The sequence below is a fragment of the Serratia sp. JSRIV001 genome, assembly GCF_019968745.1.
In the GTDB taxonomy this organism is placed as follows: Bacteria; Pseudomonadota; Gammaproteobacteria; order Enterobacterales; family Enterobacteriaceae; genus Chania; species Chania fonticola_B.
The window spans coordinates 3233547-3259277 of the sequence record NZ_CP074147.1; the positions used below are offsets into that span (position 1 = coordinate 3233547).

At 51.2% G+C, this 25731-nt stretch carries 23 protein-coding genes; 8 read left to right on the plus strand and 15 right to left on the minus strand.

The genetic code is table 11. The annotated features are described in order from the left end of the window. The first annotated feature begins 5 nt into the window (after nucleotides 1-5). Entirely contained in the window at nucleotides 6-953 is a 948-nt protein-coding gene (gene prs, locus KGP17_RS14815; protein ID WP_002211240.1) for a ribose-phosphate diphosphokinase, read from the plus strand. Between the two features lie 181 nt (nucleotides 954-1134). Here the strand turns inward: prs and ychH are convergent, their stop codons facing one another. Next, a complete protein-coding gene (gene ychH, locus KGP17_RS14820; RefSeq protein WP_021806701.1) occupies nucleotides 1135-1413 on the minus strand; it encodes a stress-induced protein YchH in 279 nt (92 codons plus the stop codon). 365 nt (nucleotides 1414-1778) lie between these two features. On the opposite strand from ychH, the gene pth reads away from it, so the two are divergent. Further along, a complete protein-coding gene (gene pth, locus KGP17_RS14825; protein WP_223497805.1) occupies nucleotides 1779-2369 on the plus strand; it encodes an aminoacyl-tRNA hydrolase in 591 nt (196 codons plus the stop codon). 25 nt (nucleotides 2370-2394) lie between these two features. Here the strand turns inward: pth and KGP17_RS14830 are convergent, their stop codons facing one another. Next, the gene (locus KGP17_RS14830; protein ID WP_021806703.1) at nucleotides 2395-2640 is read right to left on the minus strand and encodes a hypothetical protein; all 246 of its coding nucleotides are present in this window, start codon (nucleotides 2638-2640) and stop codon (nucleotides 2395-2397) included. A 915-nt stretch (nucleotides 2641-3555) separates the two neighbouring features. On the opposite strand from KGP17_RS14830, the gene ychF reads away from it, so the two are divergent. From ychF to KGP17_RS14845, 3 genes are all read left to right on the plus strand, one after another. Further along, nucleotides 3556-4647: a redox-regulated ATPase YchF gene (gene ychF, locus KGP17_RS14835; protein ID WP_021181096.1), complete on the plus strand. Its 1092-nt coding sequence runs from the start codon at nucleotides 3556-3558 to the stop codon at nucleotides 4645-4647. A 318-nt stretch (nucleotides 4648-4965) separates the two neighbouring features. After that, nucleotides 4966-5421, plus strand: a complete 456-nt coding sequence (locus KGP17_RS14840; protein ID WP_209526919.1) for a Globin — start codon at nucleotides 4966-4968, stop codon at nucleotides 5419-5421. Beyond that, nucleotides 5408-7726, plus strand: a complete 2319-nt coding sequence (locus tag KGP17_RS14845) for a PAS domain-containing hybrid sensor histidine kinase/response regulator (protein WP_223497806.1) — start codon at nucleotides 5408-5410, stop codon at nucleotides 7724-7726. Before KGP17_RS14840 ends, KGP17_RS14845 begins: the two co-directional genes overlap by 14 nt. Nucleotides 7727-7736: 10 nt before the next feature. On the opposite strand, the gene KGP17_RS14850 is transcribed toward KGP17_RS14845, so the two are convergent. The 8 genes from KGP17_RS14850 to KGP17_RS14885 all read right to left on the minus strand — a co-directional run bounded on the left by KGP17_RS14850 (nucleotide 7737) and on the right by KGP17_RS14885 (nucleotide 16635). Further along, nucleotides 7737-8177 (minus strand): ATP-binding protein, encoded by a 441-nt coding sequence (locus KGP17_RS14850; protein ID WP_059201022.1) that lies wholly within the window; start codon nucleotides 8175-8177, stop codon nucleotides 7737-7739. 28 nt (nucleotides 8178-8205) lie between these two features. Next, nucleotides 8206-8544, minus strand: a complete 339-nt coding sequence (locus KGP17_RS14855; RefSeq protein ID WP_021806707.1) for an STAS domain-containing protein — start codon at nucleotides 8542-8544, stop codon at nucleotides 8206-8208. Between the two features lie 21 nt (nucleotides 8545-8565). Beyond that, nucleotides 8566-9861 carry a PP2C family protein-serine/threonine phosphatase gene (locus tag KGP17_RS14860; RefSeq protein ID WP_059201023.1) on the minus strand — a complete coding sequence of 432 codons (1296 nt, stop codon included), beginning with the start codon at nucleotides 9859-9861 and terminating at the stop codon, nucleotides 8566-8568. A 68-nt stretch (nucleotides 9862-9929) separates the two neighbouring features. Next, complete coding sequence (locus KGP17_RS14865; RefSeq protein ID WP_223497807.1) at nucleotides 9930-12371, minus strand: glycogen/starch/alpha-glucan phosphorylase; 2442 nt, start codon at nucleotides 12369-12371, stop codon at nucleotides 9930-9932. A 357-nt stretch (nucleotides 12372-12728) separates the two neighbouring features. Beyond that, a complete protein-coding gene (locus KGP17_RS14870; protein ID WP_021181095.1) occupies nucleotides 12729-13019 on the minus strand; it encodes a heavy-metal-associated domain-containing protein in 291 nt (96 codons plus the stop codon). Continuing rightward, nucleotides 13016-13378: a mercuric transporter MerT family protein gene (locus KGP17_RS14875; protein WP_223497808.1), complete on the minus strand. Its 363-nt coding sequence runs from the start codon at nucleotides 13376-13378 to the stop codon at nucleotides 13016-13018. The genes KGP17_RS14870 and KGP17_RS14875 overlap by 4 nt, the downstream gene beginning before the upstream one ends. After that, complete coding sequence (locus KGP17_RS14880; protein ID WP_371822024.1) at nucleotides 13350-14495, minus strand: transglutaminase-like domain-containing protein; 1146 nt, start codon at nucleotides 14493-14495, stop codon at nucleotides 13350-13352. Before KGP17_RS14880 ends, KGP17_RS14875 begins: the two co-directional genes overlap by 29 nt. Before the next feature lie 235 nt (nucleotides 14496-14730). Beyond that, nucleotides 14731-16635 (minus strand): methyl-accepting chemotaxis protein, encoded by a 1905-nt coding sequence (locus KGP17_RS14885; RefSeq protein WP_223497809.1) that lies wholly within the window; start codon nucleotides 16633-16635, stop codon nucleotides 14731-14733. Between the two features lie 278 nt (nucleotides 16636-16913). Here KGP17_RS14885 and KGP17_RS14890 point away from each other — a divergent pair, with 278 nt between their 5' ends. Next, a complete protein-coding gene (locus KGP17_RS14890; RefSeq protein ID WP_371822202.1) occupies nucleotides 16914-17492 on the plus strand; it encodes a YiiX family permuted papain-like enzyme in 579 nt (192 codons plus the stop codon). Between the two features lie 81 nt (nucleotides 17493-17573). Here KGP17_RS14890 and KGP17_RS14895 read toward each other — a convergent pair whose 3' ends face one another. Genes KGP17_RS14895 through KGP17_RS14910 form a run of 4 tightly spaced genes read right to left on the minus strand, consistent with a single transcriptional unit; the run spans nucleotide 17574 to nucleotide 21170 of the window. Then, nucleotides 17574-18689 (minus strand): AAA family ATPase, encoded by a 1116-nt coding sequence (locus KGP17_RS14895; RefSeq protein ID WP_223497811.1) that lies wholly within the window; start codon nucleotides 18687-18689, stop codon nucleotides 17574-17576. Beyond that, the gene (locus KGP17_RS14900) at nucleotides 18677-19390 is read right to left on the minus strand and encodes an RNA ligase family protein (RefSeq protein ID WP_223497812.1); all 714 of its coding nucleotides are present in this window, start codon (nucleotides 19388-19390) and stop codon (nucleotides 18677-18679) included. The genes KGP17_RS14895 and KGP17_RS14900 overlap by 13 nt, the downstream gene beginning before the upstream one ends. Nucleotides 19391-19440: 50 nt before the next feature. Next, nucleotides 19441-20058 (minus strand): peptide chain release factor H, encoded by a 618-nt coding sequence (gene prfH / locus KGP17_RS14905; protein ID WP_223497813.1) that lies wholly within the window; start codon nucleotides 20056-20058, stop codon nucleotides 19441-19443. Then, nucleotides 20058-21170 carry an RNA ligase RtcB family protein gene (locus KGP17_RS14910; RefSeq protein ID WP_223497814.1) on the minus strand — a complete coding sequence of 371 codons (1113 nt, stop codon included), beginning with the start codon at nucleotides 21168-21170 and terminating at the stop codon, nucleotides 20058-20060. The genes prfH and KGP17_RS14910 overlap by 1 nt, the downstream gene beginning before the upstream one ends. A 426-nt stretch (nucleotides 21171-21596) precedes the next feature. Between KGP17_RS14910 and hutW the strand changes: the two genes are divergently transcribed. Further along, a complete protein-coding gene (gene hutW, locus KGP17_RS14915; protein ID WP_223497815.1) occupies nucleotides 21597-22934 on the plus strand; it encodes a heme anaerobic degradation radical SAM methyltransferase ChuW/HutW in 1338 nt (445 codons plus the stop codon). Nucleotides 22935-22946: 12 nt separating this feature from the next. Next, nucleotides 22947-23570, plus strand: coding sequence for an anaerobilin reductase (chuY, locus tag KGP17_RS14920; protein ID WP_223497816.1), 624 nt, complete (start codon nucleotides 22947-22949; stop codon nucleotides 23568-23570). A gap of 371 nt (nucleotides 23571-23941) precedes the next feature. Here the strand turns inward: chuY and KGP17_RS14925 are convergent, their stop codons facing one another. Continuing rightward, a complete protein-coding gene (locus tag KGP17_RS14925) occupies nucleotides 23942-25579 on the minus strand; it encodes a DUF4139 domain-containing protein (RefSeq protein ID WP_094983268.1) in 1638 nt (545 codons plus the stop codon). Between the last annotated feature and the right edge of the window lie 152 nt (nucleotides 25580-25731).

Genomic DNA, 25731 nt, shown 5'->3' on the forward strand with positions numbered 1-25731 from the left:
TTCTCGTGCCTGATATGAAGCTTTTTGCTGGTAACGCCACCCCGGAACTAGCACAACGTATTGCCAACCGTTTGTACACCAGCCTTGGTGACGCCGCTGTAGGTCGTTTTAGCGACGGCGAAGTGAGCGTGCAAATCAACGAAAATGTACGCGGCGGTGATATTTTCATCATCCAGTCCACCTGTGCCCCCACCAACGACAACCTGATGGAACTGGTTGTTATGGTTGATGCCCTGCGTCGCGCCTCCGCAGGTCGTATTACTGCTGTAATTCCTTACTTCGGCTATGCCCGCCAGGATCGCCGCGTGCGTTCTGCGCGTGTGCCAATCACTGCCAAAGTTGTTGCCGACTTCCTCTCCAGCGTAGGGGTTGACCGCGTATTGACAGTCGATCTGCATGCCGAGCAGATCCAAGGTTTCTTCGATGTCCCGGTAGATAACGTATTCGGAAGCCCGATCCTGCTGGAAGACATGTTGCAACAGAACCTGGAAAACCCGATCGTGGTTTCCCCAGATATCGGTGGTGTCGTGCGCGCCCGCGCGATCGCCAAACTGCTTAACGATACCGACATGGCCATCATTGATAAACGTCGCCCTCGCGCAAACGTTTCTCAGGTGATGCATATTATCGGGGACGTGGCAGGCCGTGACTGCGTACTGGTCGATGACATGATCGATACCGGTGGTACCTTGTGTAAAGCAGCAGAAGCGTTGAAAGAACGCGGTGCCAAGCGCGTATTTGCCTACGCCACGCACCCGATCTTCTCCGGTAACGCCGTGGATAACATCAGGAACTCGGTGATTGATGAAGTGATCGTCTGTGACACTATTCCGCTGTCAGCAGAAATCAAGGCGTTGAAAAACGTCCGTACTCTGACCTTGTCCGGTATGTTGGCTGAAGCTATCCGCCGTATCAGCAATGAAGAGTCAATTTCCGCGATGTTCGAACATTAATCCCTTCTCTGGCGCGGTTCACCTCCACTGCGCCAGGTTGTTCGGGTGAACATCTCAGAAAACGAAAAACCCGTTGAAGCGTGAGCAACAACGGGTTTTTTACGGGATGTGGGACATAACCTTAAACCTTATACGGCCAAGCTCCCTTGCCTTTGTACGCCAGATCCCTGGTTGTGGTTAATCAATGCGAGGGGCGGCGCGGGTTGTCTTGGCAGCGTTTGTCAAAGTGTTTTACCCACCAATAACGATCTGCTACCCGCTCGCGCCCACCAATACGTGCACCGGCCAGCCATAACAAGGCGCCGATAAAGATACTCATGATGGCGCCGTGGGCAAAGAGCTGCGGCAAATTGAACTGTGATACTTCAGCCAGGATGGAGTATCCCACCCCGCCAACCATTACCACCATACCCATTCCCATTAAAACGTTGCCAATGACCTCAGCGTTTTTACGTTTCATATGCCACCTCCAGAGTGCCATGTGCCAATAGCGGGAAAATCCTAACTCGTTATCCCACTTTGATTAGTTAAGTATAGTCATTATTTCAGCATGGGTATTGCGTGACCGATCACAAATGGCAACTAAAGGCTGACAATTCTTTACTTTATGTTAAAAGTTAGCGAGATAACTGAATTATTTTACTAATGTATTATTCACTTTTCAGCTATTCACGGGGGCGACGCCAGATTTTTGTCATTCTGCACGCAGGCAGGTACACTAACGGCCTATAAATTTCGAGCTGTGCCGCTGTGAAACCTCAGGCGATTGCAACCTGGAAGGCAACGGGCACGCCCTTTCCATTTTTCTAGCATAGTGAATCTCTTGTGAGCAGTATCAAACTGATTGTTGGCCTGGCCAACCCGGGCGCTGAGTATGCCCAGACACGGCACAATGCCGGTGCATGGTATGTTGACCTACTGGCGCAACGCCACAACCAGCCGTTGAAGGAAGAGAGTAAGTTCTTCGGTTACACCGCACGCCTGAATTTGGCCGGTAACGACGTTCGGCTGCTGGTTCCTACCACCTTTATGAACCTGAGTGGCAAAGCCGTTGGTGCTTTGGCTACCTTCTACCGCATTCTGCCGGAAGAGATCCTGGTAGCCCACGATGAATTGGATCTGCCACCAGGGGTGGCGAAACTCAAATTAGGTGGCAGCAACGGTGGTCACAATGGCCTGAAGGATATCCAGAGCAAGCTGGGCAATAACCCGAACTTTTATCGCTTGCGTATTGGCATCGGCCACCCAGGTGATAAAAACAAGGTGGTAGGCTTTGTGCTGGGTAAGCCGCCAGCATCAGAGCAAATGCTGATTGATGATGCCATCGATGAGTCGCTACGTTGCACGGAGATCTTGCTGAAGGAAGGTATGACTAAAGCCATGAATCGTTTGCATGCATTTAAAGCGACTAGCTAAGCGGTTAGGCCAAGTAATGTGACTATCACTTGCTTGGCCTACTACTTATCGGGCAATAGCGGCACAGTTTGCGGGTACAGCATGGTTGCACGCTGTTTTGCACAACAACATCAACCACATCCGGCGTAGTTTTCTTTTTCAAATCCGCATTTCCACCAAAAAAAGGCCGCTCAATCAGGCTCTTCCTCCGCTCGTTCCTGAAATGAATAATAAAAGAAATAACTGAAAGTAATAATAAAATCGGTGCGGAAAGCACATCAATCCCATTCATGGAATAAATTCCTCCTTGAATTCAAATAGCACAGCAAATAATACGCGGATAATATCTTAAAAAAATACGCCCAACAATACTTATAGTTAAATTTATCGTTAACCCTCTCGGCATACCTCAATATAATTAAGATATTACTTAGGTATTAGAGGCAATATCTTACTTACTGTATAGGATAATTCTTTGAATTGAAGCAGATAAATCTTATAGATTCAAAATCAGCATCAGTTATATATTAAATATATTAACTATTTAGGCTTAATACAAAGAAATATTCAAAAAATAAAAAACAACAATAAAAACATGGCAATAGGATAATTACTTATTGTAAAAAACGGTTGTAAATCGTTAGCGCGAACAAATAATAATCATATTTATTACGAGATTCAGCTTAAAATTAATGGATTTCCCAGCCTATATAGATAGCCCACCATAAGACAAGTTACAACTTGAGGTTTAACGTTCTGTAACTCTTTACCCGCTGTAATCCGCCAGCTTTTATTATGATATGTTGCCAGGTCATACATTAGATGAGGAACAGCAAGCCTCAGAATAACCCTATACAAAAAGTGCCTTTGCGGCTAAACATGCATTTAAAATAAAACATTAACTCACTTATATTACTAAATATCTGATAACAAATAGCCAGAATAATCTCCGCTATTAGCGTTCTATGTCCTTTTGCCAGATGTATTCAACCTGGATCTGTACCTTGCCTACAGAACACCTCTACCGACGTTGAATTGAGCCGACCCGGGCGTTAGCAGCCGTAAGGAACACCTCAGCTGATAGCGCCAGCAACGGGCAGATCGAGATAACTGCCCATTACGTGTATAATGGCGGGATAATTTCGTCCTTTATGCAGCAGGCTAATGTTAACCTGTTGATAGTCAAGATATTTAAGGTGATATAAACATGGGATTCAAATGCGGTATCGTCGGTCTGCCTAACGTTGGCAAATCCACCCTGTTCAATGCGTTGACCAAAGCGGGTATCGAAGCGGCCAACTTCCCGTTCTGTACCATTGAACCTAATACCGGCGTGGTACCGATGCCCGATGCACGTCTGGATCAACTGGCTGAGATCGTCAAACCACAACGCATTCTGCCCACCACCATGGAATTCGTTGATATCGCAGGGCTGGTAAAAGGGGCTTCCAAAGGCGAAGGCCTGGGTAACCAGTTCCTGACCAACATCCGTGAAACGGAAGCCATCGGCCACGTGGTGCGTTGCTTTGAAAATGACAACATCATTCACGTGAATAACAAAGTGGATCCGGCAGACGATATCGACGTCATCAACACCGAGTTGGCGCTGTCCGACCTTGATACCTGCGAACGCGCCATCCACCGTGTGCAAAAGAAAGCCAAAGGCGGCGATAAAGACGCAAAAGCCGAATTGGCCGCACTGGAAAAATGCCTGCCGCAGTTGGAAAACGCCGGTATGCTGCGTGCGCTGGATCTGACTGCTGAAGATAAAGCCGCGATCCGCTACCTGAGCTTCCTGACCCTGAAGCCAACCATGTACATTGCCAACGTTAACGAAGACGGTTTTGAGAACAACCCGTATCTGGATGTTGTACGCAAGATTGCTGCCGAAGAAGGTTCCGTGGTGGTAGCGGTTTGCGCCGCTGTCGAATCCGACATCGCAGAGCTGGAAGATGAAGACCGCGCTGAATTTATGGCTGAGTTGGGTCTGGAAGAACCAGGTCTGAACCGCGTGATCCGCGCAGGTTATGAATTGCTCAATCTGCAAACCTACTTCACCGCTGGCGTGAAGGAAGTGCGTGCCTGGACCATCCCAGTTGGCGCTACTGCCCCGCAAGCGGCCGGTAAAATCCATACCGACTTTGAAAAGGGCTTTATCCGTGCGCAGACCATCGCCTTTGAAGACTTTATCACCTACAAGGGTGAGCAAGGTGCCAAAGAGGCCGGCAAGATGCGTTCAGAAGGGAAAGACTACGTCGTTAAAGATGGCGATGTGATGAACTTCTTGTTTAACGTCTAAATGATGTCACTCATCTCAGTATGATCCATGAAGACTAAGTAAAACACTTAAAATCCACGCCTCGCGTGGATTTTTTTGTGATTTTCACTCTATCTACCATGTTGAGAGCAGGCATATCCACGCAGAACGCCCCCCGCTCATAGCCAAAAAGCCATGCGCCATAACCACCTATCCTTGCGCTTCCCCAAGCGTTAACTAGACTGATTTAATGAAAACGACTTGCTCTCTACACGAGAAGTCATCACCTTCCCTGGCCCTCCCTTATAGGATAACGGTGCCATACCAACTATCGGGTAACTAGCGAAAAGAGAGCATGCCGTGAGTACCAACTATGAAGCGTTGTTCAATAGCAGTTACGATCGGATCACCGCCAAAGATCAGGGCGACCTGTTTTTCTCTCATTTCTACCAATTATTCGTTGAAAGCACGCAGGGGCTGAAAATTCAGCCCACACCCGAGCATCAGCAAGCGCAACAAAAAATTATCTACAAATCCTTTTTTTATATGCTTTCTGTTGCCACTAGCCATATCGTGGCCGACTATCTGGAGCACGTGGCGCGGGAACAGAGTTCCCAGGGTTTGAATCTGCCCGCGTCTGTTTTTGCCTATTGGCGGCGAGCCGTTTTGCAAACGGTACGCGATCTCGATCCGTTATGCGATGAAGAAGTCCTGACCGCATGGGCAATTTTTATGGCCCCAGGGTTGGAGTTTATGCGGCGGCAGGCAGAGTTGCACCATGATGCAGTGCAAGGCAATAAAAATGCACGCCGATAGCAGCTCTGTCCCAAATAGTAACTTTATTCTGGCGGCAGAAAACTCACGTATCGGCATCTGGGATTGGGAATGTACCCAGGATCTGTGGCAGGTTAACGATGCCTTGAAATTACTGCTAGGGGTTAATCGTGAGAATAGGGAGTTTTCCTCATCGCTTTGGCAACAGGTCATTCATCCTGATGACTTACCGCTAGTCCTACGTTGCCTTCATCAAGCCAACAAGGCGGTATTACCCGTTTTTGACTGTGAAGTGCGTGTCAAACACAGTAATGGTGACGAACACTGGGTACTGATCCAGGGGCAAATCATCAGCGTCAGTATCAAAGGGGAAGTGCAGCGAGTCATTGGGACTTTACAGGATATCACCGAGCGCAAGGAAGCAGAGGCCTCGTCCCAGCAGGCCGTTGCATTAGCCCACGCCGCGAACCAGGCCAAGAGTGAATTCCTGGCCAATATGAGCCATGAAATCCGCACGCCAATGAATGGGATCCTGGGCATGTCTCAATTGTGTCTCGAAACCAATCTGAATAAAGAACAACGTGATTACATCAATATGGTGTACTCCTCGGCTCGCGCCCTGTTGAAAATCATCGATGATATTCTCGACTTTTCGAAAATAGAGGCGGGGAAAGTCAGCCTGGAGTTTGAGGACTTTTCCCTGCGCCAGCTAATCCATGAAATTACCCGCCCTTTGATGCCCAAATTTTCCGAAAAGGGAATTGAGCTACTGGTAGACATTCATCCTGAGGTACCGACCATTCTGCATAGTGACGCCCTGCGTTTACGACAGATCGTGACCAATCTGATTGGTAATGCCCTCAAGTTTACCCATACCGGTGAAGTGGTTTTACAGATCGCCCCTTCACTCTCCACCCCGAAGATGCTGACATTCAGTATTATCGACACCGGGATCGGTATTGCCGAAGATAAACAGGCGGTTATTTTCGAATCTTTCAGTCAGGCAGACAGTTCAACCACCCGCAAATACGGCGGCACAGGGTTAGGATTAACCATTTCAGCCCGTCTGGTTGCCATGATGGGCGGCAAACTGCAGGTTTCCAGCCAGCCTGGCAACGGCAGCCACTTCTATTTTTCCTTGCCTGTTACTCCCTCGTCAGCCCGTACGACAATAACGTTGCCGGCCCGGTTGAATGGGATGAGCGTATTAGTGGTGGATGATAACGAAACCAACCAAAGGTTGCTGTTTGACATGCTGCGCAACGTTGGTCTCAAGCCACAAACGGTCAACTCTGGCCAGGCCGCACTGGAGCTAATGGCCACTGGCCAGCGCTTTCCGCTGATCCTGCTGGATTCGCAAATGCCGGAGATGGATGGCATGGCACTAGCCCTGGAGATCAGGTCAACGCCGGAGCTTCGCCAAAGTAAATTGATCATGCTCAGTTCAATGGGGAATCGGATAGACACAGGCGTATTGCGTAAAGTGGGCGTTTCAAGCTTTTTAACCAAACCTATCGATGCCAACGAGTTACTAGAGGCCATCATAGCCAGCTTTATTCCGCAAGAAATGGCCAATCCTGAGCCCGTGCTGGAAGCACCAGTAAGGGTTACAGGGGTTGGGATACACATTCTGTTGGCGGAGGATAATCTTATTAATCAACAATTGGCGATCAACTTTATCCGTAAATTGGGTCATACCTGCGACGTAGTGGGCAACGGTAAATTGGCGTTGCAGAAGTTACAGCAGGATCAATACGACCTGGTTTTGATGGACCTGCAAATGCCCGAAATGGATGGGCTCGAAGCGGTACAACACCTTCGAGCTGGCGAACAACAGCAACCAGGCCAACACATACCAATCATTGCCATGACCGCACATGCGATGAAAGGCGATCGTGAAAGATGCCTGGCCCAAGGATTCGACGGCTATGTCAGCAAACCCATTCTGTTGGATAATCTTGCCAGTGAGCTCGAGCGGACCCTGAATGCGGCTCAACCACGCCCAGAAGACGAGATCTTCGATTATGCACAATCACTGACGCAGTTAGGCGACGATCAAGCCTTATTTAACGAGTTGGTGGCGATCTTCCTGGAGGAATTCCCCTCCTTGACTGGTGCGCTACATGACGCCATAAAGAGACAAGATTATGAAGCCATCAGGCGCAGCGCCCATCGGCTAAAAGGAGAGTGCCTGCACTTTGTTTGCCAGCCCCTGGAAAGCAGGTTAGGCAATATTGAGCAGGCTGCGGCAATAGCCGATTGGCCTGAAATCACGGCTCAATATCGCGGCGTGGATGAATTATGCCAGCGGTTGCGGACCTCCCTCGCAGCGGCAAAGGAAGCCTGATACCTCCGTCCTACGACAGGTTCTTAGTCAACGTCAACCTATTGCGGCCATTAGCCGTTTCATACTGCACCTGATCCATTATGGCTTGAATCAATATCAAGCCCATCCCGCCTTCCGGCCAACTGGTTTGATTGAGAGGGTCTGGAGCCAGGTCTGAAGGCTGTCGCCATTGCTGTAAAATGTTCTCTGGTATCGGCAAACCAGCATCCGAGAGAGTGAGCGTCAGGCGATGACCATCATTGACCAAGGTAATAACGATGCTCTGCGTATCATCATAATTCACCGCATGTCTGACAATATTGCTAAAGGCTTCACTTGAGGCCAAATCAAGCTGATAAACCAGCGCGGGATCCAGCGAAAACGGTGCAACAAAGTCATGCAGCTCGTTGCTCAGCTTCGCGAGGCTGTCCAATGATGCCGGTAAACACAACGTAGTGTTGGCACTTGTCATATGACATTCCCTCAGCGCAAGGCCAGATTCAACCCAGCATAAGCTTCAATGCCGCAGCGCGATCGCTGCCGATGATGAAAATCCGATCCATCCGCGTGAGCTTGAACATATTCTGAATGTTGCTGTTCAAGGCGCAGAGCGCCAGATCGCCGCGGCCACTTAATGTCTTGAGAATAGAAACCAGTGCGCCGAGGCAGCTACTGTCGATAAACTCGACATGGCTGAAGTCCAGCAGGATGCTGTTTTTACCCTGCTGAATAAAAGACAATACTTCCTGCTTGAACACCGCGGCCACTGACGCATCAAGGCGACGGACCAGAGGAGCAATGATTTCTACGCCACTCTCAGACTGGATCTCAAAGTTCATAACGATTCCTTTTTCACAATGTCATAGTTGTTCTGGCCTGGTAAACGTTGCTACACCGATACGTTCCACAGCCATCAGCGAGATATCATCAGCAAAGGACTGCATCAGCCTTGCGTGCGGTTTTTGCAAAGGTTCATGGCAGCGCCAGGCGTTCAAGGCATTTTCCACCCTGGCAAACAGTTGGTTCTTAGCCAAATGCCGGTTTTCGCTTAGTAATGTCTGTAAGCGTTGGTCGCCGTAGAGTTCCTGACTGTGACTCTCACATTCAATGATGCCATCGCTGTAAAGATAGAGCCGATCCCCGATGTCGAGGTTAAAATCACTGTCCTGATATTCGGCTTCCTCAAACAGCCCCACGGGCATACCTCCGTCCCCAACGCAAACCCTATCTCCGTCTGCGCGGATGATAAACGGCGTCGGATGCCCAGCCTGGCAGAGAGTCCCCTTGCCGTTACGGGTATCAATGACACCATAAATCAGCGTGTAATAACTGGTGACCTGCTCATTATCCAGGCAAAAACGCTGATTCAACTCCCCTACTACGCGGTGCGGTGCCACAGGAGTCCTTTCCCCCTCTGCCGAGAGTTCCAATAACAAATGACTACTGATTCGGCCCGCCATAAACTCACGTAGAACCGCCAGTGACAACATGGCGGCGCTCACGCCATGCCCGGCAACGTCTACGCTAAAGAAAGCGATGTGGTACTCCCCCAGCGGGAAATAGTTTAATAGATCCCCCGACACATATGCCGAAGGTAAAAACATCCAGTCAAACTCGAACCCAGCCAATAACAGGTTATGGGCAGGCAGGAAACTATGCTGCAGCTTGGCTGCCACCTGCAGGTCCGACTCTATTTGTTGATAAGCATAAGTGAGCTTTTCATTACGCGCTGCCAGCGTGCTTTCGAGCGTCAACACGCGTTCTGCCGCGTGTAGCCTGGCACGAAGTTGGCTTTGATTCACCGGTTTCGATAAAAAGTCATCGGCACCCGATTCCATTCCCGTCACCAGATCGTCCAAAGACTGGCGGGCCGTGACTAGAATGACATAAACGTAATGGCCGAAATCGCCACTGCGGATAGCCTGGCACAGGGCGACTCCGTCCATCACGGGCATTTCCCAGTCGCTGATGACGATATGGATTGACCGTTGGTTCAACTTTTGCAATGCCTGCCGACCATCTTCAGCCTCACAGACGTTAAATCCCCATTTCGTCAAGGCTGCCGCCATCAGATGCCGATAGCTTTTTGAATCGTCTACAATCAGCACGCTCACTGGCTGTGTCTCCGAAGGCTGACCGAGGGTAAGCGGTTCCATACGTCATGATCCCATGTTCAACTCAGGTTGAAGTCACCCTGACCGAGGCCAGATCTATTGCGATCCCCTTAACAAGGGATCCCCCAGATTTCGTTGGCATACCCCTTGATAGTGCGATCGCTTGAAAAGCCCCCCATGCCAGCAATGTTCAACAGCGTCCGCTGGTGCCACAACTGGGGTTGGGAAAAATCATGCAGTGCCTGATGCTGGGCCTGACGATAGCTGTCAAAATCCAGCAAATGGCAGTAGTGATCGCCCTCTGTCAGCATGCGGTAAATCGGCTCAAACAGCGACTTGTCCAGATTGAAGCGGCCTGATACCAAGGCATCGACGGCCTCTCTGATTGCCGGATCATCCTGGTAGACCTGATTATGGGACCCCGCCTGCCGATGGGTGTTGATTTCAGCCGCATCGGCACCAAACAGATAAAAATTATCGGCCCCCACCGCGTCACGGATCTCAATATTGGCGCCGTCCATGGTACCGATGGTCAACGCCCCGTTCATGGCAAACTTCATGTTACTGGTGCCTGACGCTTCGGTGCCAGCCGTTGAGATCTGTTCTGAAAGATCGGTGGCAGGAATAATATGTTCGGCCAACGAGACCTTATAATCCTCCAGGAACACCACGTTGAGCTGCCCTTTGGTTCGCGGATCGTGATTAACCGTCCTTGCCACTTCATTAATCAACTGAATAATCAGCTTGGCCATGGCATAGCCTGGCGCGGCCTTGCCAGAAAACAGGTGGACCTTCGGCTGAATCAGAACATGACCAGACTCAACAATCCCCAAATACAGGTGTATGACGTGCAGAATATTCAGCAATTGCCTTTTGTACTCATGGATACGCTTTACCTGGCTGTCAAACATGGCTGCCGGATCGAGCTTTATCCCCTGATGAGTGGCGATGAGCCGGCAAAGCGCCTGTTTATTATGCAGTTTAATGCTCTGGATTTCCTCCAGGGCTGCACTGTCCCTGGCCAGCTTTTTCAATCGTTGCAATTCATCAAGCTCGGTAACCCAACTGGCGCCTAACTGGCGGGACAAAAATTCGGCCAGGTTCGGGTTGGCTTGCTGGATCCAGCGCCTTGGCGTTACGCCGTTAGTTTGGTTGGTGAATTTTTCCGGGGTGATAAAATAAAAGTGCGGAACCAACTGCTGTTTAATCAGCTCGGAGTGCAATTTAGCCACCCCATTCACTTTATGACTGCCAACGATGGCCAGATTAGCCATACGGATTTTTTTCTCGGGCCCTTCTTCAAACAACGAAAGTGAGGCCAGCAACTCCGGTTTGTCTGGCCATTTCTGAGCTATATCGGCAAGGAACCGATGGTTGATTTCGTAGATAATCTGCAGGTGGCGTGGCAGCAACTTCTCAAACAGAGCAACAGGCCAGGTTTCTAACGCTTCCGGCATCAACGTGTGGTTGGTAAACGCGCAAGTTTTTTGCGTGATGCTCCAGGCCATTTCCCAATCCAGCCGGTATTCATCCACCAGCGTACGCATCATCTCGACGATGGTCAGAGCCGGATGGGTATCATTTAACTGGATGGCAACCGCATCGGGCAATGCTCTGATGTCCTCCGAGCGCTGAGCATATTCTTGCAGAATATCGCGTAAGGTGCAGGCAACCAGGAAATACTCTTGCGTCAGACGCAATTCCTTACCTGACGGGATCTCATCGGCTGGGTAAAGTATTTTCGAAATATTTTCTGACGCTATTTTCTGGCTTACCGCCCGCAGATAGTCACCGCGGTTAAATATATGAACGTCGAATGAATCAGAGGCGCTGGCACTGTATAACCGCAGTTTATTTACCGTATTACCCCCATAGCCGGTAACGAAGTAATCATGCGGTACACCCACGATGACCTTCCAGTCCATCCACATAGGATTGTAGTTGCCATCAATATCTTCACTCTCTTCGATATGACCACCGATAGGGATCAGCATCAGCTGTGAAGGGTGATCAATCAGCCAGGGAGAATGGGTGCTGTGCCAGTCATCCGGTTGTTCAACCTGCTTGCCATTCTGTATGGATTGTTTAAACAGACCATACTCATATTTGATACCATGGCCTGAAGCGGCAATATCCAACGTGGCCATTGAATCGATAAAACAGGCGGCCAGTCGACCTAATCCCCCATTACCCAGAGCGGCATCCGGCTCTTGATTGATAATCTCTTCAAAATCAAAGTCTAGCTCACTCACAGCCTGTTTAGCACTGGTTAGCAACCCCAGGTTCATCAAATTATTACGCAGCGACTGGCCGAGTAAAAACTCCATCGACAAATAGTAGAGTCGCTTAGGCCTTGCTTCCTCCTGACAACGTTTGGTATTGAAGAAGCTATCCAACTGGTAATCTCTCAGAGCCAGAGCCAGGGCATTAAAGATGTCTGTTGCGGTGGCATCTTTAAGCTCCAAACATAAATCGTATCTCAACTTACTAATCAAACTGTGCTTTATCTCTTCAACTCCAGGTATTTCAACACGTTTTTGCTTAGTCTTCATGTTAATCCCTATTAAAGCCTTCAACCCAATTGGTTAACTCGACGATGAGAAAGTGGATAGCGTTCAACATTGCTCTGCAAAGTGTAGACGGTTTTATGGCCGCTTGGGATAAAATCGCTAAGTATCAAATTTAAATAATTCAAGCGCCTATGCATTGATTACCCGGATATGAAAGTTACCCGAGTTGCGCCCTAAGGTTCTTTATATCTGCTTTGCTTGAAGAGACTGACGTTAACACCTGAAAGGATCATGGCGTCGTGGAATATAATACCGGCGCTGAAAACGTTGAAACCCACGCAATTGCGTGGGTTTTCATTTTCTAGTTGCACATCACAATGGCTAAATGCTGAGTAAAAACTACGGGGCTGGCGCCACGCTCTGGATTTCGCCGCTATAGCCGGTGCGGGAAATTGCCGTCAGCAATAGCTGATTATCAAAACCTTCGGGCACAATCACCTCCGCCTGGTGCGTTTTCAGTGAGGCTTTGGCCTTAATCACCCCATCAGTAGAGCGCAACGCTTTATTGATAGAGATGACGCACAGTGAGCAGGTCATGGCTTTGATATCAATAGTGACTTTCTGATTCTCCGCCCATAGCCGCGGCGCAATGAGCACCAGGGCCAACAGCAGAAAAATGCGCTTTTTCATTCCATCATTTCCCAAATCCAAGGTAATACGTAGGGGTAGGTCATCAACGCCAACATCAACGGTACTGATAGCCAGTAAAGCCAAATCAGTACCCGACGGCTGACGACGTTCACGCAAACCGGGCGTGGCGACAGATAAAGCCGCCAAAATCCTCGCAGCATCAATCCGATAGCCACAATAATCATGGGCCACTGCAACCAGGATAGCGCCGGGATCCCCGTGAGCCCGGCAGCCGAGATACCAAACACCAGATACAACAACGGCCCGAGGCAACAGAGTGTCGATGCTGCGGCGGCAAGCAGAGCCGCCAGCAGCGTCACTATGCTGTCCTTAACGCTGTTCGACAGAGACATAGTCATAGCTAAATTCGGCCGGATCGTAGAAGTTTAACGGGTCGCCATCTACTTCAGCATAGGGGTAACCAAAGTTATTGAGATCCCCCTGCTCTGCCTCTGGCGAAAGCGCGAAATCACGGGCGTAGTTAAAACCAACCCAGTTCATTTCCCAGTTGCCGAACAGGTAATCGTTGACGGCTTCAACGGCGGCATCGCCGTTTTCTTTTTTCTCTGCCAGACGCATTTTAGTAACGTCGGCCGGATCGGCCGGCAACCAGCCGAAACCTGCCAGCCAGAACATCGCCCGGCAATGCTGCCCGCCGCTGACTTTTGCCACGCCTTGCTCATCAGCGCTGCCAAATGCCTTCTTAGAATAGCTCCCCAACTTGCGGGATGCGCCCAAGCGAATACCAAACATCTCACGCGCCGGGATCCCGCTGGCACGGCACAACGCGACGAACACGGAGTTGATATCGGTACATTTCCCGCCCAGCTTGCCAGCCTTAAGGATTTGCCCCACATCACCGGTCCCGCAGCCAATCACCGCATCGTCGCGATGCATATGGGTTCTTACCCATTCATGAATTAGCCTCGCCTGCTGTAAAGGAGATTTCTCACTGCCTATAATCTTCAACGCCGTTTCTTTCACTAGCCCATCCACCGGAATATGTGGGGTTGCGTTAAGATAGGGTTGTATCTCTGCAGGGAACACCAGATCGGTTTGCGGGAGGTGCCATTCGGCCAGTTGGTTGCTCTTCAGCGGTTCCCAGTCCAAGGTTTCAATCAGCATTTCCACTTTTAGTTCCATCGGGCCTTTGGAATCCGGCCAGGAAGCAAACAACGTTTTGGCTGCGTAGGTATTATTTGCCGTGAGGTAGGCCTGCTGATAGTTGCCAGAAAAAGAAATGTGCTTCAGTTGCTGGAAGGCGGTGTCCAGGGGGACAGGGATCCACAGATTGGCCTTACCTTCTGAGCCTGTTGGCGCTTTCAATTGATACGTTTGTGTCATCACAAAACGTCTTCTATTATCCACGCAGGTTAACGCAGGGATATCCGTTTTTCGCGACTCAGACCAGACCGGGCTTATCAGCCCAAAAGAAGATAATGCCGCCGCACCCTTGAGAAATTTACGCCTTTCCATCACCGTTCCTTTTTTTATTATCAGATAGCGCCAAAGCCTTGCCCACCGCCTTTGGGAGGGCAATAGTATGCACCCAGGCAGCACAAAACGACATACCGCTTACGCAAAAAGACATCTGGGAATATACGGTAAACGGCATGCGGGAAAGTGGAGACGTCTCAAGAAAAATAAAATATGCTACGGAGCAAACGATCAAGTAGGAGGCGGGATTACTCCCACCGTCCTTACAACAACATTATACGATAAACCGATTCACTAATTGGGTCATCGCTGCCGCTTGGTTGTCCAGTACCTGACTGGCACTGGCCGCTTGGGAAACCAAAGCCGCATTTTGCTGGGTGACTTGTTCAAGCTGATTCAAAGCCAGATGAACCTGCCCTACCCCCAATGATTGTTCGTTGGCGGCCTGAGCGATATCGCTAACATATTGCTTCATCAGCCCAGAGTTATCTGCTGCCGCTTTTAGCGCGATCCCGGAAGCCGAAACCCGAGCGACGCCTTCCGCAATTTTTTCCATATTTTGATTAATCAGCTCCCGGATCTGGCTCGCCTCTTTAGCACAACGTTGAGAGAGGTTACGCACCTCACTCGCTACCACCGCAAATCCCCTTCCGGACTCGCCAGCTCGAGCGGCTTCTACCGCAGCATTGAGCGCCAATAAATTGGTCTGAAAAGAAATGTCGTCAATAGAAGCCACGATACGTGAAATCTGCTCGCTAGAATTACGGATCTCCGACATGCTCTGGCTGGCTTCATTCGCCACGCGATTCGCCTGCATGACATCGCGCTCCATCGCCAGCGTGAGTTGTTCAGCTTCGCGGGCGTTATCTGCAGTCTGGGAGATCGCCGTGGACATTTGTTCCATGCTGGCCGCAGTTTCAACGATAGATGCCGCCTGTTCATCAGTACGTTGCGCCAAATCCTGATTGCCAGCAGCAATATCACTGCTAGCATGGTGAAGGATCTCCGAGCCGGATTTAATCTCTTTAACAATATGCTGAATATTTTCAATGGATTGATTATAGGCATGATTCAGTGCTGACAACTCATCACTACCCGGCACGCTAAGGCGTTGGGTCAAATCCCCCTCCATTTCACCAATCGTTTTCAACGTTCCTTGCAGTTGCAGATGGATACTCCGCGCAACGACGATGGCTATCGCCAAGGCAACTGCCAGGGAAAGAAGGCTGATGCACAGGAAAGTCATCCATTCGCTACGTGCCGTGCGTGACAACTCTGCAGCATACTTTTGTAACGCGTCAGCGGTTTGATTCTCTAGTTGACGCAGCACTTCAATGCGCAAAGTCTGAGCCTTGAACCAATCGGTAGGAATAACCTTGAATCCACCGGTTGCGACTTTATCGAGCGCAATCTCACGAAACTTTAGGGCATCAGTTGCCGATGTAGAACGTAATGCGCCATCAAGCGCCGCCGCCTGCTCCGCGGTGCTGAAACGACGAGTCGCAGAAAGCCAGGCCTCTTGTTTTCCCACCACATCGCTCAACTGGCGGAATTGCCCATCACCAAAACGATCGCTAGAGAAAACGCTGGAGAGTAATGCCCGCTCTATTCCCGACTGTTCTTTCAGGTTAAGCAGGCTGTAATACGCTGACAATTCTTGGCCGATTTTGCCCGATGTCGTCAAATGCCCAATACCGCCGACAAAATCCAGCACTTGGGCGATGGTCTTAGTATAGAAACCAATGGCTTGTGGCGCCGCGGTGTGTAAATTGCTGACATTATTACGCACCTCGCCAAGTAACTGGGTTTGGTCGTTAAATAACTGAATCGCGGATGTATCAATCCCTTCCAATTCGCTGCGATCGGTTTTAGATAACAGTTGGCTAAATTTCGCCATAGCCGCATCGGTCAGTTTACGTTGATCCGCTAGTTCAGCGCGAAACTGCCCACCGCCAGAGCCCAGGTAACCTGCGCTCATACCACGCTCTTTTTGCAGCTCATGCACGACATCCCCTGCACCACGCGCAATTGCCGTTAGCTGAACGATGACATCCATCTGACGTTCGGTATTGATACGGGTTTTCATACCCGACCCGGCAAACCAGCATAAAGCCAGTAGCAGTGGAAACAGAGCAATGAAAAGCTTCATTCTCATCGATATACGGTAGATCCCTAACATCCGGTTTCGTCCTATTTAGCTGACAACATCAATAGAACAGCTATCGGCCTGCTTTAATCACCCTTTAACCACAATGATAGAATTGTTATTATTCCATTGATAAATATAATTATTTTTATTAAAGTATGAGGACTGCCAATGCAACCTCCCTCCTTTGCTCTACCACTTCATCCTCACTTCACACAGCCCCGATAAAATGGCCAGATTCTAACTTCGAGGGATTGAACGTGATTTTTACCAAACGTCTGTTGGCTATTCTGTTTCTCACCATCGGCCTGATGACCGTGCTGGTCAGCCAAGCTCGCGAGCTACCTGCGGTGCAGGATGGTGACATCATTTTTCACACTTCCCGCTCGGCACAAAGCCTGGCGATACAGCAGGCCACTGGCTCTCGTTACAGCCATATGGGCATTATTGTGCTGCGTGATGGCAAGCCTTACGTATTCGAAGCGGTATCGACGGTGAAATATACCCCGCTGGCCGCCTGGATCGAACGGGGAGAGAAAAAGCATTTTGTCGTTAAACGCCTGAAGAACGCCAAGCAAATGATGACGCCGTCCGCACAGTTAAAAATACGCCAGCAGGTTAAAAGCTTTGCCGGGAAGCCCTACGACATGCAGTTTTCCTGGTCGGATGAGAAGCTATATTGTTCGGAATTGGTGTGGAAGATTTACGATCGCGCACTAGGGATACAAATCGGCAAGCTGCAAAAAGTACGTGAATTTAACTTTGGTGCTCCTGCCGTGCAGCAGAAACTCAAAGAGCGCTACGGAAAGCAAATCCCGTGGGAGGGGTCGGTTATTTCGCCGAAGGCGATGTTTGAATCACCGCTGCTGGTCACGGTGATCGCGAATTAATCTACGGTGACGTCCCCCATCCACATGGATAGGGGACTGTATGTGCTACATAGTAGCTCGGCATCTGACAACAGCCCCGGGCTAGCTTGCGTCCTGCACCCGCAACTCCACCTCATGCGCCTCGTCCGCCTGCGGGATCTCCAATTTGCTCAGCATCCGCGCCATCGCCTCAGCAGGTACGCTGTATTCCCGCTCGGCATTCTGCCGCTGCCATTGGGCGTAAGGCACTTCCAGGTAAACAATCTTCACCCTTGCACCATAGGCGATAAACAACTCAACCAGTTGGCTACGCAACTGCCGGGTAATATTGGTGGCATTCCAGACAAAAGGTTCGCCCCGCCGTAACAGCGTTTTAGCCTGCAACTTGGCCTGCTGCACGACCCAGCCGGTCGCGTTTTTGTCGGTTGGCGAAAGCCGATGCTGGCGGCGAATATTGTCCAGACTGATAACCTCAAGCCCAGCGGCATGCTGCGCGATATAGCGATCTTTACCCATTCCCGGCAACGCACAAAGTAACGTTACTTCGCTCTGAAATTGCTCGTAGGGAACAAAATCCACGCTAGCCTGCGGATGCGTCAAATAATGGTAACGCTGGTTATCGCTCGTAAAAGGACGCGCTTGCCCCCAGCATTGCTGTTCCTGACAGAACAGTTCGAACAGCTCGATATTATCCAGCAGGCCGTTTTGGTCTTCACACTCGCGGCCCAACACATCTGCCCGTGCCAACATCGCCAGCAACCGTGTATCTAACCGTAGGGCCGCTAATAACAGCGCCCGCTCCGGCGATGGTCGCCCCATGATCCACAACGGCAAACCATGAAAACGCACCAAGGCCGCAACCTGTTCACGCAGCTCAAACGGCGTAACGATATCCCGATAGAGGATCGAGCGCGTGGTCAGCTCACCGCGTTTAGCGTGGTTGGGTGAGGTCACCGAACCATCGTCTGCAACCCGCGTGGTGCTGCGCTTTTCTACATCGTGCAGCAATGCGGCAGCCCAAACCAGCTCCTGCTGTTGCTCTGGCAATGCCAAAAACTGCGCAGACTCGGTCAGTGCCGCCAGCACGAGCTGGGTATGGATTGCCACATCGCCTTCCGCATGATGGCGAGGATCTTGTGGCACCTGATGCATGTCGGCCACCCAGCGAAATTTATCCGCCAGCCTGCCCCACTGCTTGTCTTCACTTAAGCACCACATGGTTTATCCTCCTGCTGATACTCATACGCCATACGCGCTCGTTGCCAATTCACTCTCCAGTGACGATCGGTTTTCACATGGTTTTTACGCACGTACTTAAACACGTTATGGGAAAACTGAGCCACTGGGAATTCAGCCGCATTGCGGGTGACAATCCCTTCCATGGTGCATGGCAAGCCGGTATGCACGTCATGCGGCGCAAAACTCCCTACTCCCCCCACCAGCGCCAGTATTGCCGAGCGGTATTCTTGTTCCGTCTGGCGCGGCACGTCCTGCACCACTTCTGGCACACAGGCAAAATCAAATAATGCCGCGTAAAACTGCACTTCTTGCCAACTCAGCCACATGTCTTTACAACGTACGGCGAATAGATAGAAGTCCTGTCGCAGGCCACGATATTCGATCGAATGCGTGGCATACAGGTTCTCGCCAAACAGTTCGATATCGCCCAGGTCATTTTTAATCAATTGCCAACGCTGGCGGATCTGGCGCGTCCAGGCAGAAACCGTCGGTGCCGCATGGGAGCGTGCAAATACGCCATACCGATTCAGGCAGTTATTCTCACCATCGAGCTTTTCCGTATGGATCAGCGAGGGGATTAGCCGTATGTCTTGCCAATAATGCTTATTGATCCGATCGTCACTGGTGGTTCCCGGTGAGAACGGATAATGGTACGTCCGACCATATTTATGTGTTTCCATTTCTTTTCTTCTTATAGCGTTACCGGCCTGCCCCATCAGGCCGATATTGATTAAGCGAGCGGCGTAAAGCTTTCGCCTTTAAACACCCGAACCGGTGAACCACGCACTATTTGATGGTGAAACATCCGTCGCTCAGCACGCTGTTCGTCCAGTTGCTGTTGCTCAAGCTGTTCCAAACGGTGAGCGATCAGCAAATACGCCAAACGTTTATTGGCATGTTGGCTGCGCTCGGTCTGCACTTTGACGCTAATGCCGCTAGCGATATGGGTGGCGCGAATAGCCGATTCCGTTTTATTCACGTGCTGCCCACCCGGCCCGGAGGACTTCAACGTCTCAAAGCGGATCTCGCTCTCTTTTGGCACTGCAGCCGTAGAGAACCGCGCTGCACCAATAAACCAGTTCTTTCTGGAGCGCCCAGTGCGCCAGGGGCTTTCGCAAATCCACTGCAATGTCCCGCACCACTTGGCGGCCAATGGCTCCGCCGCTTCGCCATTAAGCGTCAATAACACCGAACGCAACGTGCCCGGCAGGCGGCCCTCTTCCCGCTCAACCTCATGCAGTTCCACATGCATGGCCTGAGCCTCTTTGTGAAACTGGCGCAGTGCCAGGCTCACCGCCAAGCAACATTCATCCGGCCCCTGGGCGGCAGATATCTGTAATAAGATCATCACTGCCCCCCGCTGGTTTTGTAGGTCAACACCGGCTGCATACGCGCCACCAACGTGACCAATCCAGCCTGCTGCAAGGCTCCCACTACGCTATCAATCGGCTTGTAGGCTTCTGGCGCTTCCTGATAAATCAGCTGGCGGTCGCGGCAAATCACCCGGCTGCCGAAGCGGGTTCTGGCCAACTGCTCGGTGCTGAAACGCGCTGATAAGCGATCTTTACACTCGGAACGCATCCATTTGCGCCCCGCGCCGTGCGCCAGTGAATACAAACTGCTGGCGGCAGGTAGCGGTTGGACGATATAGCTGTAATCGCCGCGCGAGCCGGGGATCACCACCAGACCTTCATCCGACGGCGTAGCCCCTTTACGATGCAGCCAACCAGGCACGCCCTCGATAGTGGCCGCCGCCAGCAGGTTATGATGGATATCCAGCAGGCAATCGCCATCAGCGCGTAACCGCTGCAATATCCGCTGGGCAATCAGCTGCCGGTTTAAGCCTGCAAAATCCAATGCCTGTTGATGCTGTTGCAGATAATCGTTGGCCGCATCGGTATTTTCCAGCAGGCCATGATGCCCATAGGTGCGCACATGCTGTTCCAGTATTAGCTGGCCCAAACCACGCGAACCGCTGTGCACCAACAACATCAGCCGTTTTTTATCAAGACCGGCCTGCGGCTGATATATTTCGTCGATGCGTAACAGTTCAGCAAAATGATTACCGCCGCCAATGGTGCCCAATGCCCGAGAATAATCGCCAAGCGCGGGAGGAATATCCCCCAACTCTTCTTGCTCTAACGGGCCGTCAATATTGCCCAGCTTTTTTTCCAATTTATCCAGCGACTGTTTCATCACCAACAAATCTGTTTGCCATAGCGACATACCGCAACCGATATCATTACCGATTAACGCCGGGTAGAAGCGATATTGTGAAAAGAAAGCGGCACCGACCGGGTAGCCACGGCCAGGATGCAAATCTGGCATCCCGACCACGCGCACCATATCCGGCAGCTTGGCGGTTATTTCTAATTGTTGGATTGCATTTCCTTCAATCCAGGTGTGTTCCGACGCGATCAATGAAACTCGCGGCGTAACGGAGGCAATAGTATTGCTCATAACCAATCCTGATTACTAATTTATCTCATTTTTTGGATTTGGCGGGCGGTAGCCCTAGCAATACCTGGAGAACAGGAAATTATGCCTGAGGATACGACCCGCAAAGGGTAAACAGTGCTTGATAATTCATGATGTACCTCCTTTGCAAAGTGAATGATTGGGAAAACGCGGCGATAGTACATATAAACTCCAGCGTTAGCAATGGTTGTTCGCGTCGGCCACCAAAATTTAATTCGGGGTGCCGAAAAGTTTGACCCAAGTCAACGTTGCATTTAATTGGCCGCTGGCTGGATAGACTCTGCTGACGATTGTCAGTATATAAATGCAAATGGTAATCATTTTCAGTTAAACTATGACAGGTCTGGATAGTTACGTTGCTAAGCATCCCTACCTCCATCAGTTCTGCCCCATTGAAGGAACTTGCTGTTGAAACATGACACTGAGCTGGATTTAACCCCGCATTTTGCACTGGCAGGCAATCAGCCGTTTAAAGATCGTCGAGCCATGATGCCGCTGCGCGGCGCGATCCCCGTAGAAAAACCGCTGCTGGCACCAACCTGGCAAAACGTCATCGGCCAGACCGCGCCCTGCCGCAAGCGTCTGGTGTATCTACACATTCCGTTTTGTGCCACCCACTGCACCTTCTGCGGCTTTTACCAAAACCGTTTCGAGGAGGACAGCTGCACCCGCTACACCAATGCGCTGCTACGCGAGATCGAAATGGAGGCAGACAGCCCTCTGCATCAGTCTGCGCCAATCCATGCCGTCTATTTTGGCGGTGGAACACCTTCGGCGCTTGCCGCACGGGATCTGGCACGTATTATCACCACACTACGCGAACGCCTGCCGTTGGCCCCAGACTGTGAAATCACCATCGAGGGCCGGGTGCTAAACTTTGACGATCAGCGGATAGACGCCTGTCTGGATGCCGGAGCCAATCGCTTTTCGATTGGTATTCAGTCGTTTAATAGCAAAATCCGTAAAAAAATGGCTCGTACCTCCGACGGCGCAAGCGCCATTGCGTTTATGGAAGGACTCGTTCGTCGCGACCGCGCTGCCGTGGTCTGCGATTTGCTATTCGGCTTACCTGGTCAGGATGCGAAAGTTTGGGGCGAAGATCTGGCGATTGCCCGCGATATCGGGCTGGACGGTGTCGATCTCTACGCCCTCAATCTGCTGCCCAATACGCCCCTGGGTAAGGCAGTGGAAACTGGCCGCACCTCGGTTCCCTCACCTGCCGAGCGGCGAGATCTCTATTTGCAGGGCTGCGACTTCATGGACCAGGCGGGCTGGCGCTGTATCAGCAATAGCCACTGGGCGCGCACCACGCGAGAGCGCAATTTGTACAACCTGCTGATTAAGCAAGGCGCAGACTGCTTGGCCTTTGGCTCCGGCGCGGGAGGCTCGGTCAACGGTTATTCCTGGATGATTGAGCGCAACCTCACTCACTGGCACGACGCTATCGCCGCGGGTCGCAAACCGCTGATGATGATGATGCGTACCTCCGGTAACCGAAGCCAGTGGCGTCAGCCGCTACAGGCTGGCGTGGAAAACGCGCGCATCCCGCTGGATGAACTGACGCCTCATGCAGAGCAGTTGAAGCCGCTACTCGCACAGTGGCATCAGGCGGGGTTAACCCGCGACGCCTCAACCTGCCTGCGCCTGACCAACGAAGGGCGCTTCTGGGCAAGCAATATTCTGCAGTCTCTTGATGAGCTGCTCCAACAACTGGATCTGCCGCGTATTGCGGTAGCCACCCTCTAACAGGAGTGAACAATGAAACCATGGCTGATTTTTGGCGCTGGCGGTAAAGGGGTCGGCGCGCTGACTCTGGAACTTGCGCTGGCGGAACAGCGTCCGGTGGTTGCGGTGGTGCGTAATCCTGATGCCGCCGCTCGCCTGCGGGAGAAAGGCGTACAGGTTTATCTCGGTGACGCTTGTGATGCCATTGCGATCACCCGCGCTTGCGAAGCTGCTGGTGCCAACGCAACAATCATCTCGTCAATGGGAGGAGCACAGGATTATCTGGCCCACAGGACAGTGATAGATACGGCAGAAAAGTGTGGAATATCGCGCATGATCCTCGTCACCTCGTTGGGCTGTGGCGACGGTTGGCCGTTTCTGTCACCACGCGCCAAAGCGGGGTTTGGCCAGGCGGTACGTGAAAAATCGCTGGCGGAAAGCTGGTTACAGACCAGCACGCTAGATCACGCCATCTTGCGCCCCGGCGGGCTGCTAAACGGCAATGCCACCAGCAAGGCGCAACGTTTTCAGGGGCAGGAAGTTCATGGCTTTGTGATGCGTGCAGACGTTGCTGCACATGTCCAGCAACTGGCAAGTGCCCCCGCACTCAATCAACAGGTCTATAGCCTGGTTGAACCCGGTCTTAAACCTGCTTAATCCCCACGCGGTGCTGCCCTATCAGCGCCGCAATCACTCCGCCAAAGCACGTATCACCTTGATCAGCTCCGATTTACCTTCAAAGCCAATCCCTGGCAGCTCCGGTATAACAATATACCGAGGAAGCTGAACTGGCCCCTCACCCCAACCCTCTCCCACAGGGATAGGGAGCTGGTACAGCGCCATTTTCAGGTACAGAAGTCAGTCTTTAGGCAGATTGGTGATAAGGACGAATGTAGTAGCCAAGGGGAGCCATTTTCAGGTGCAAAGTTAGTCTTTAACCAAGCTGGTTTGAGGACGAATGTAGTAACCAATTTGTGGCACGTTCGGTCCCCTCTCCCTGTGGGAGAGGGCTAGGGTGAGGGGTAAAGTTATAAATTGCTAACGCGCTTATCCTTTGGATACTTCACCGTATAAGACAGGGTGAATTTCTCGGACTGATTCGCTGGTAAATCCAGTGCCCACTGTACGTTGCCGGTGTCTTTATCGTAGCTGGCACCGTCGTACTTCAGTCCGTCGATAGTAATCGCCGAGTCACGACTTAGCGGCATCTGTTCCATCACCACCAGCTTAATCGGCTCTTTACGGGTATTTTTCACGCTGGTGACAAAGGAGTACTGTTGGCTTACCGAATTGCCAAAAAACTCCGCCTTCGAAGTCAGCTGCTTGCCATTTTCGCGGTTAACGATAATCTTTTTGTCCCGGCCTAATGACAGATCCAGCGTCTCTTTAGCCTCGGCGATATTGATATATCCCTGGCCGACAAATGAACCCTCGAAGAAAATACTGGACTTGCCCGGCAACAAATTAAGCGGCTCCCAGTCTTTTAACTGTACCTGCAAGAAGGCATCCGGTTCGATTTTCGGCACCACCACGTAGCGATAGTCGCCCTGAACGTCCACATCCTTGATGGTGACCGAATGCCCTTTGCCATCGGAGGCAATGTTATAAGGCAAGGAAATGCTAAAGCGGGTATTCACTCCGCCAGCATCGGTGACCACATAGTCTGAGAGAGAACGTTTAGCTCTGCTGGCCATTGCGCCATCAAGCTCTTGAGCATCCGCGCCAGCGGCCATCTCAGCAACGGGAGCCGGTGCCGGTCTGGGTATCGACATTGCCATCTTGGAACTTGAGTAGTCCTGATAAAAATCGAGATACCAAGGTTGCAACTTCGGCGCCTGCGCCCCTTCGCTTGGGTTGCCGCTGGAAAGCGTCAGGTTGACCTTATCCCAGTTGATGCCGCTGTTCTGAAACACATTGGCCTTGTAGCTCAGCTTGACCGGCTGGGTAATGCTGTTGACCCGCACATCGTAAGTCGGCACCCAACCTGCATCTGGGATCACATAAGACAGCTTAACGTTGCTGGTCACGGCTTTCGCAGTGTAAAACTTCACCACCACCTGATTCACCGTTTGGCCAGTCTTCTGCTGGGCCTCGTCCAACTGGCTCTTCAGCTTTTCGATGCTTTTGTCAATCGCGGCGATCTTCTCTTTAAGCTCGATATCCGCCAGCAGCACTTCACTCATGCGGCGACTCACCAGTTCAAGCATCTGATTAACCTGCTCAACGGAAGCGCCCTCTTTCTCCGAACCCAGCGCCCGGTTACTTTCCAGCACCGCCAGCTGTGCCTGGATCACTTCCCGCTGTACGTTCAGTTTGCTTTGCTCACGCACCTCATCATCAATCTGCTTGGTTAATTGCTCCACTTCAGGCGACACATGTTCGGTGAGAAAATCGCGTTTTATGCTGAAAGATTGCACGACCACGCCGTTATCAGCATCAAGCATCAGGCTCTGTTCGTTCAGCCCGCTGGCAATATTGGTAAAGACGACTTCGCTTTCCCCCGCCGGTAGCGTCACTTTGCTGCTGTTGAATAACTCGGCACCGCGAATAAAGACCGTCACGTCGTTGAGCGTGACGTTTTGCGCCTGAGCCAGGCCGGTATAGGCCAACAGCACCGAGGCCGCCAACAGCGTGGTTTTAAATCCTGGGAAGAGGGTCATCGTCATTTATCCTTAACAAAGAGGTTCCGTGCAGAATATCGACGAATTATAGCATGCAGCCTGTTGGTAAGATTTCTGAAAGATCATCGCGTTCAAAGGTAAAGCAGCGATATTCGTTTCATTTAGCCACGTCGCGCGGATCATGAAAGAAAACCCAT

What these genes read in the sequence shown, in the direction of transcription:
- KGP17_RS14855 (WP_021806707.1), bottom strand. Translation starts at nt 8,544, where the DNA reads ATGAACTTTGAGATCCAGTCTGAGAGTGGCGTAGAAATCATTGCTCCT.
- prfH (WP_223497813.1), bottom strand. Translation starts at nt 20,058, where the DNA reads ATGATCTTATTACAGATATCTGCCGCCCAGGGGCCGGATGAATGTTGC.
- KGP17_RS14895 (WP_223497811.1), bottom strand. Translation starts at nt 18,689, where the DNA reads ATGTGGTGCTTAAGTGAAGACAAGCAGTGGGGCAGGCTGGCGGATAAA.
- KGP17_RS14890 (WP_371822202.1), top strand. Translation starts at nt 16,914, where the DNA reads ATGACCGTGCTGGTCAGCCAAGCTCGCGAGCTACCTGCGGTGCAGGAT.
- KGP17_RS14900 (WP_223497812.1), bottom strand. Translation starts at nt 19,390, where the DNA reads ATGGAAACACATAAATATGGTCGGACGTACCATTATCCGTTCTCACCG.
- KGP17_RS14925 (WP_094983268.1), bottom strand. Translation starts at nt 25,579, where the DNA reads ATGACGATGACCCTCTTCCCAGGATTTAAAACCACGCTGTTGGCGGCC.
- KGP17_RS14880 (WP_371822024.1), bottom strand. Translation starts at nt 14,495, where the DNA reads ATGGAAAGGCGTAAATTTCTCAAGGGTGCGGCGGCATTATCTTCTTTT.
- KGP17_RS14875 (WP_223497808.1), bottom strand. Translation starts at nt 13,378, where the DNA reads ATGACTATGTCTCTGTCGAACAGCGTTAAGGACAGCATAGTGACGCTG.
- KGP17_RS14850 (WP_059201022.1), bottom strand. Translation starts at nt 8,177, where the DNA reads ATGACAAGTGCCAACACTACGTTGTGTTTACCGGCATCATTGGACAGC.
- KGP17_RS14870 (WP_021181095.1), bottom strand. Translation starts at nt 13,019, where the DNA reads ATGAAAAAGCGCATTTTTCTGCTGTTGGCCCTGGTGCTCATTGCGCCG.
- chuY (WP_223497816.1), top strand. Translation starts at nt 22,947, where the DNA reads ATGAAACCATGGCTGATTTTTGGCGCTGGCGGTAAAGGGGTCGGCGCG.
- KGP17_RS14910 (WP_223497814.1), bottom strand. Translation starts at nt 21,170, where the DNA reads ATGAGCAATACTATTGCCTCCGTTACGCCGCGAGTTTCATTGATCGCG.
- KGP17_RS14865 (WP_223497807.1), bottom strand. Translation starts at nt 12,371, where the DNA reads ATGAAGACTAAGCAAAAACGTGTTGAAATACCTGGAGTTGAAGAGATA.
- KGP17_RS14830 (WP_021806703.1), bottom strand. Translation starts at nt 2,640, where the DNA reads ATGAATGGGATTGATGTGCTTTCCGCACCGATTTTATTATTACTTTCA.
- ychF (WP_021181096.1), top strand. Translation starts at nt 3,556, where the DNA reads ATGGGATTCAAATGCGGTATCGTCGGTCTGCCTAACGTTGGCAAATCC.
- ychH (WP_021806701.1), bottom strand. Translation starts at nt 1,413, where the DNA reads ATGAAACGTAAAAACGCTGAGGTCATTGGCAACGTTTTAATGGGAATG.
- KGP17_RS14860 (WP_059201023.1), bottom strand. Translation starts at nt 9,861, where the DNA reads ATGGAACCGCTTACCCTCGGTCAGCCTTCGGAGACACAGCCAGTGAGC.
- KGP17_RS14845 (WP_223497806.1), top strand. Translation starts at nt 5,408, where the DNA reads ATGCACGCCGATAGCAGCTCTGTCCCAAATAGTAACTTTATTCTGGCG.
- KGP17_RS14885 (WP_223497809.1), bottom strand. Translation starts at nt 16,635, where the DNA reads ATGTTAGGGATCTACCGTATATCGATGAGAATGAAGCTTTTCATTGCT.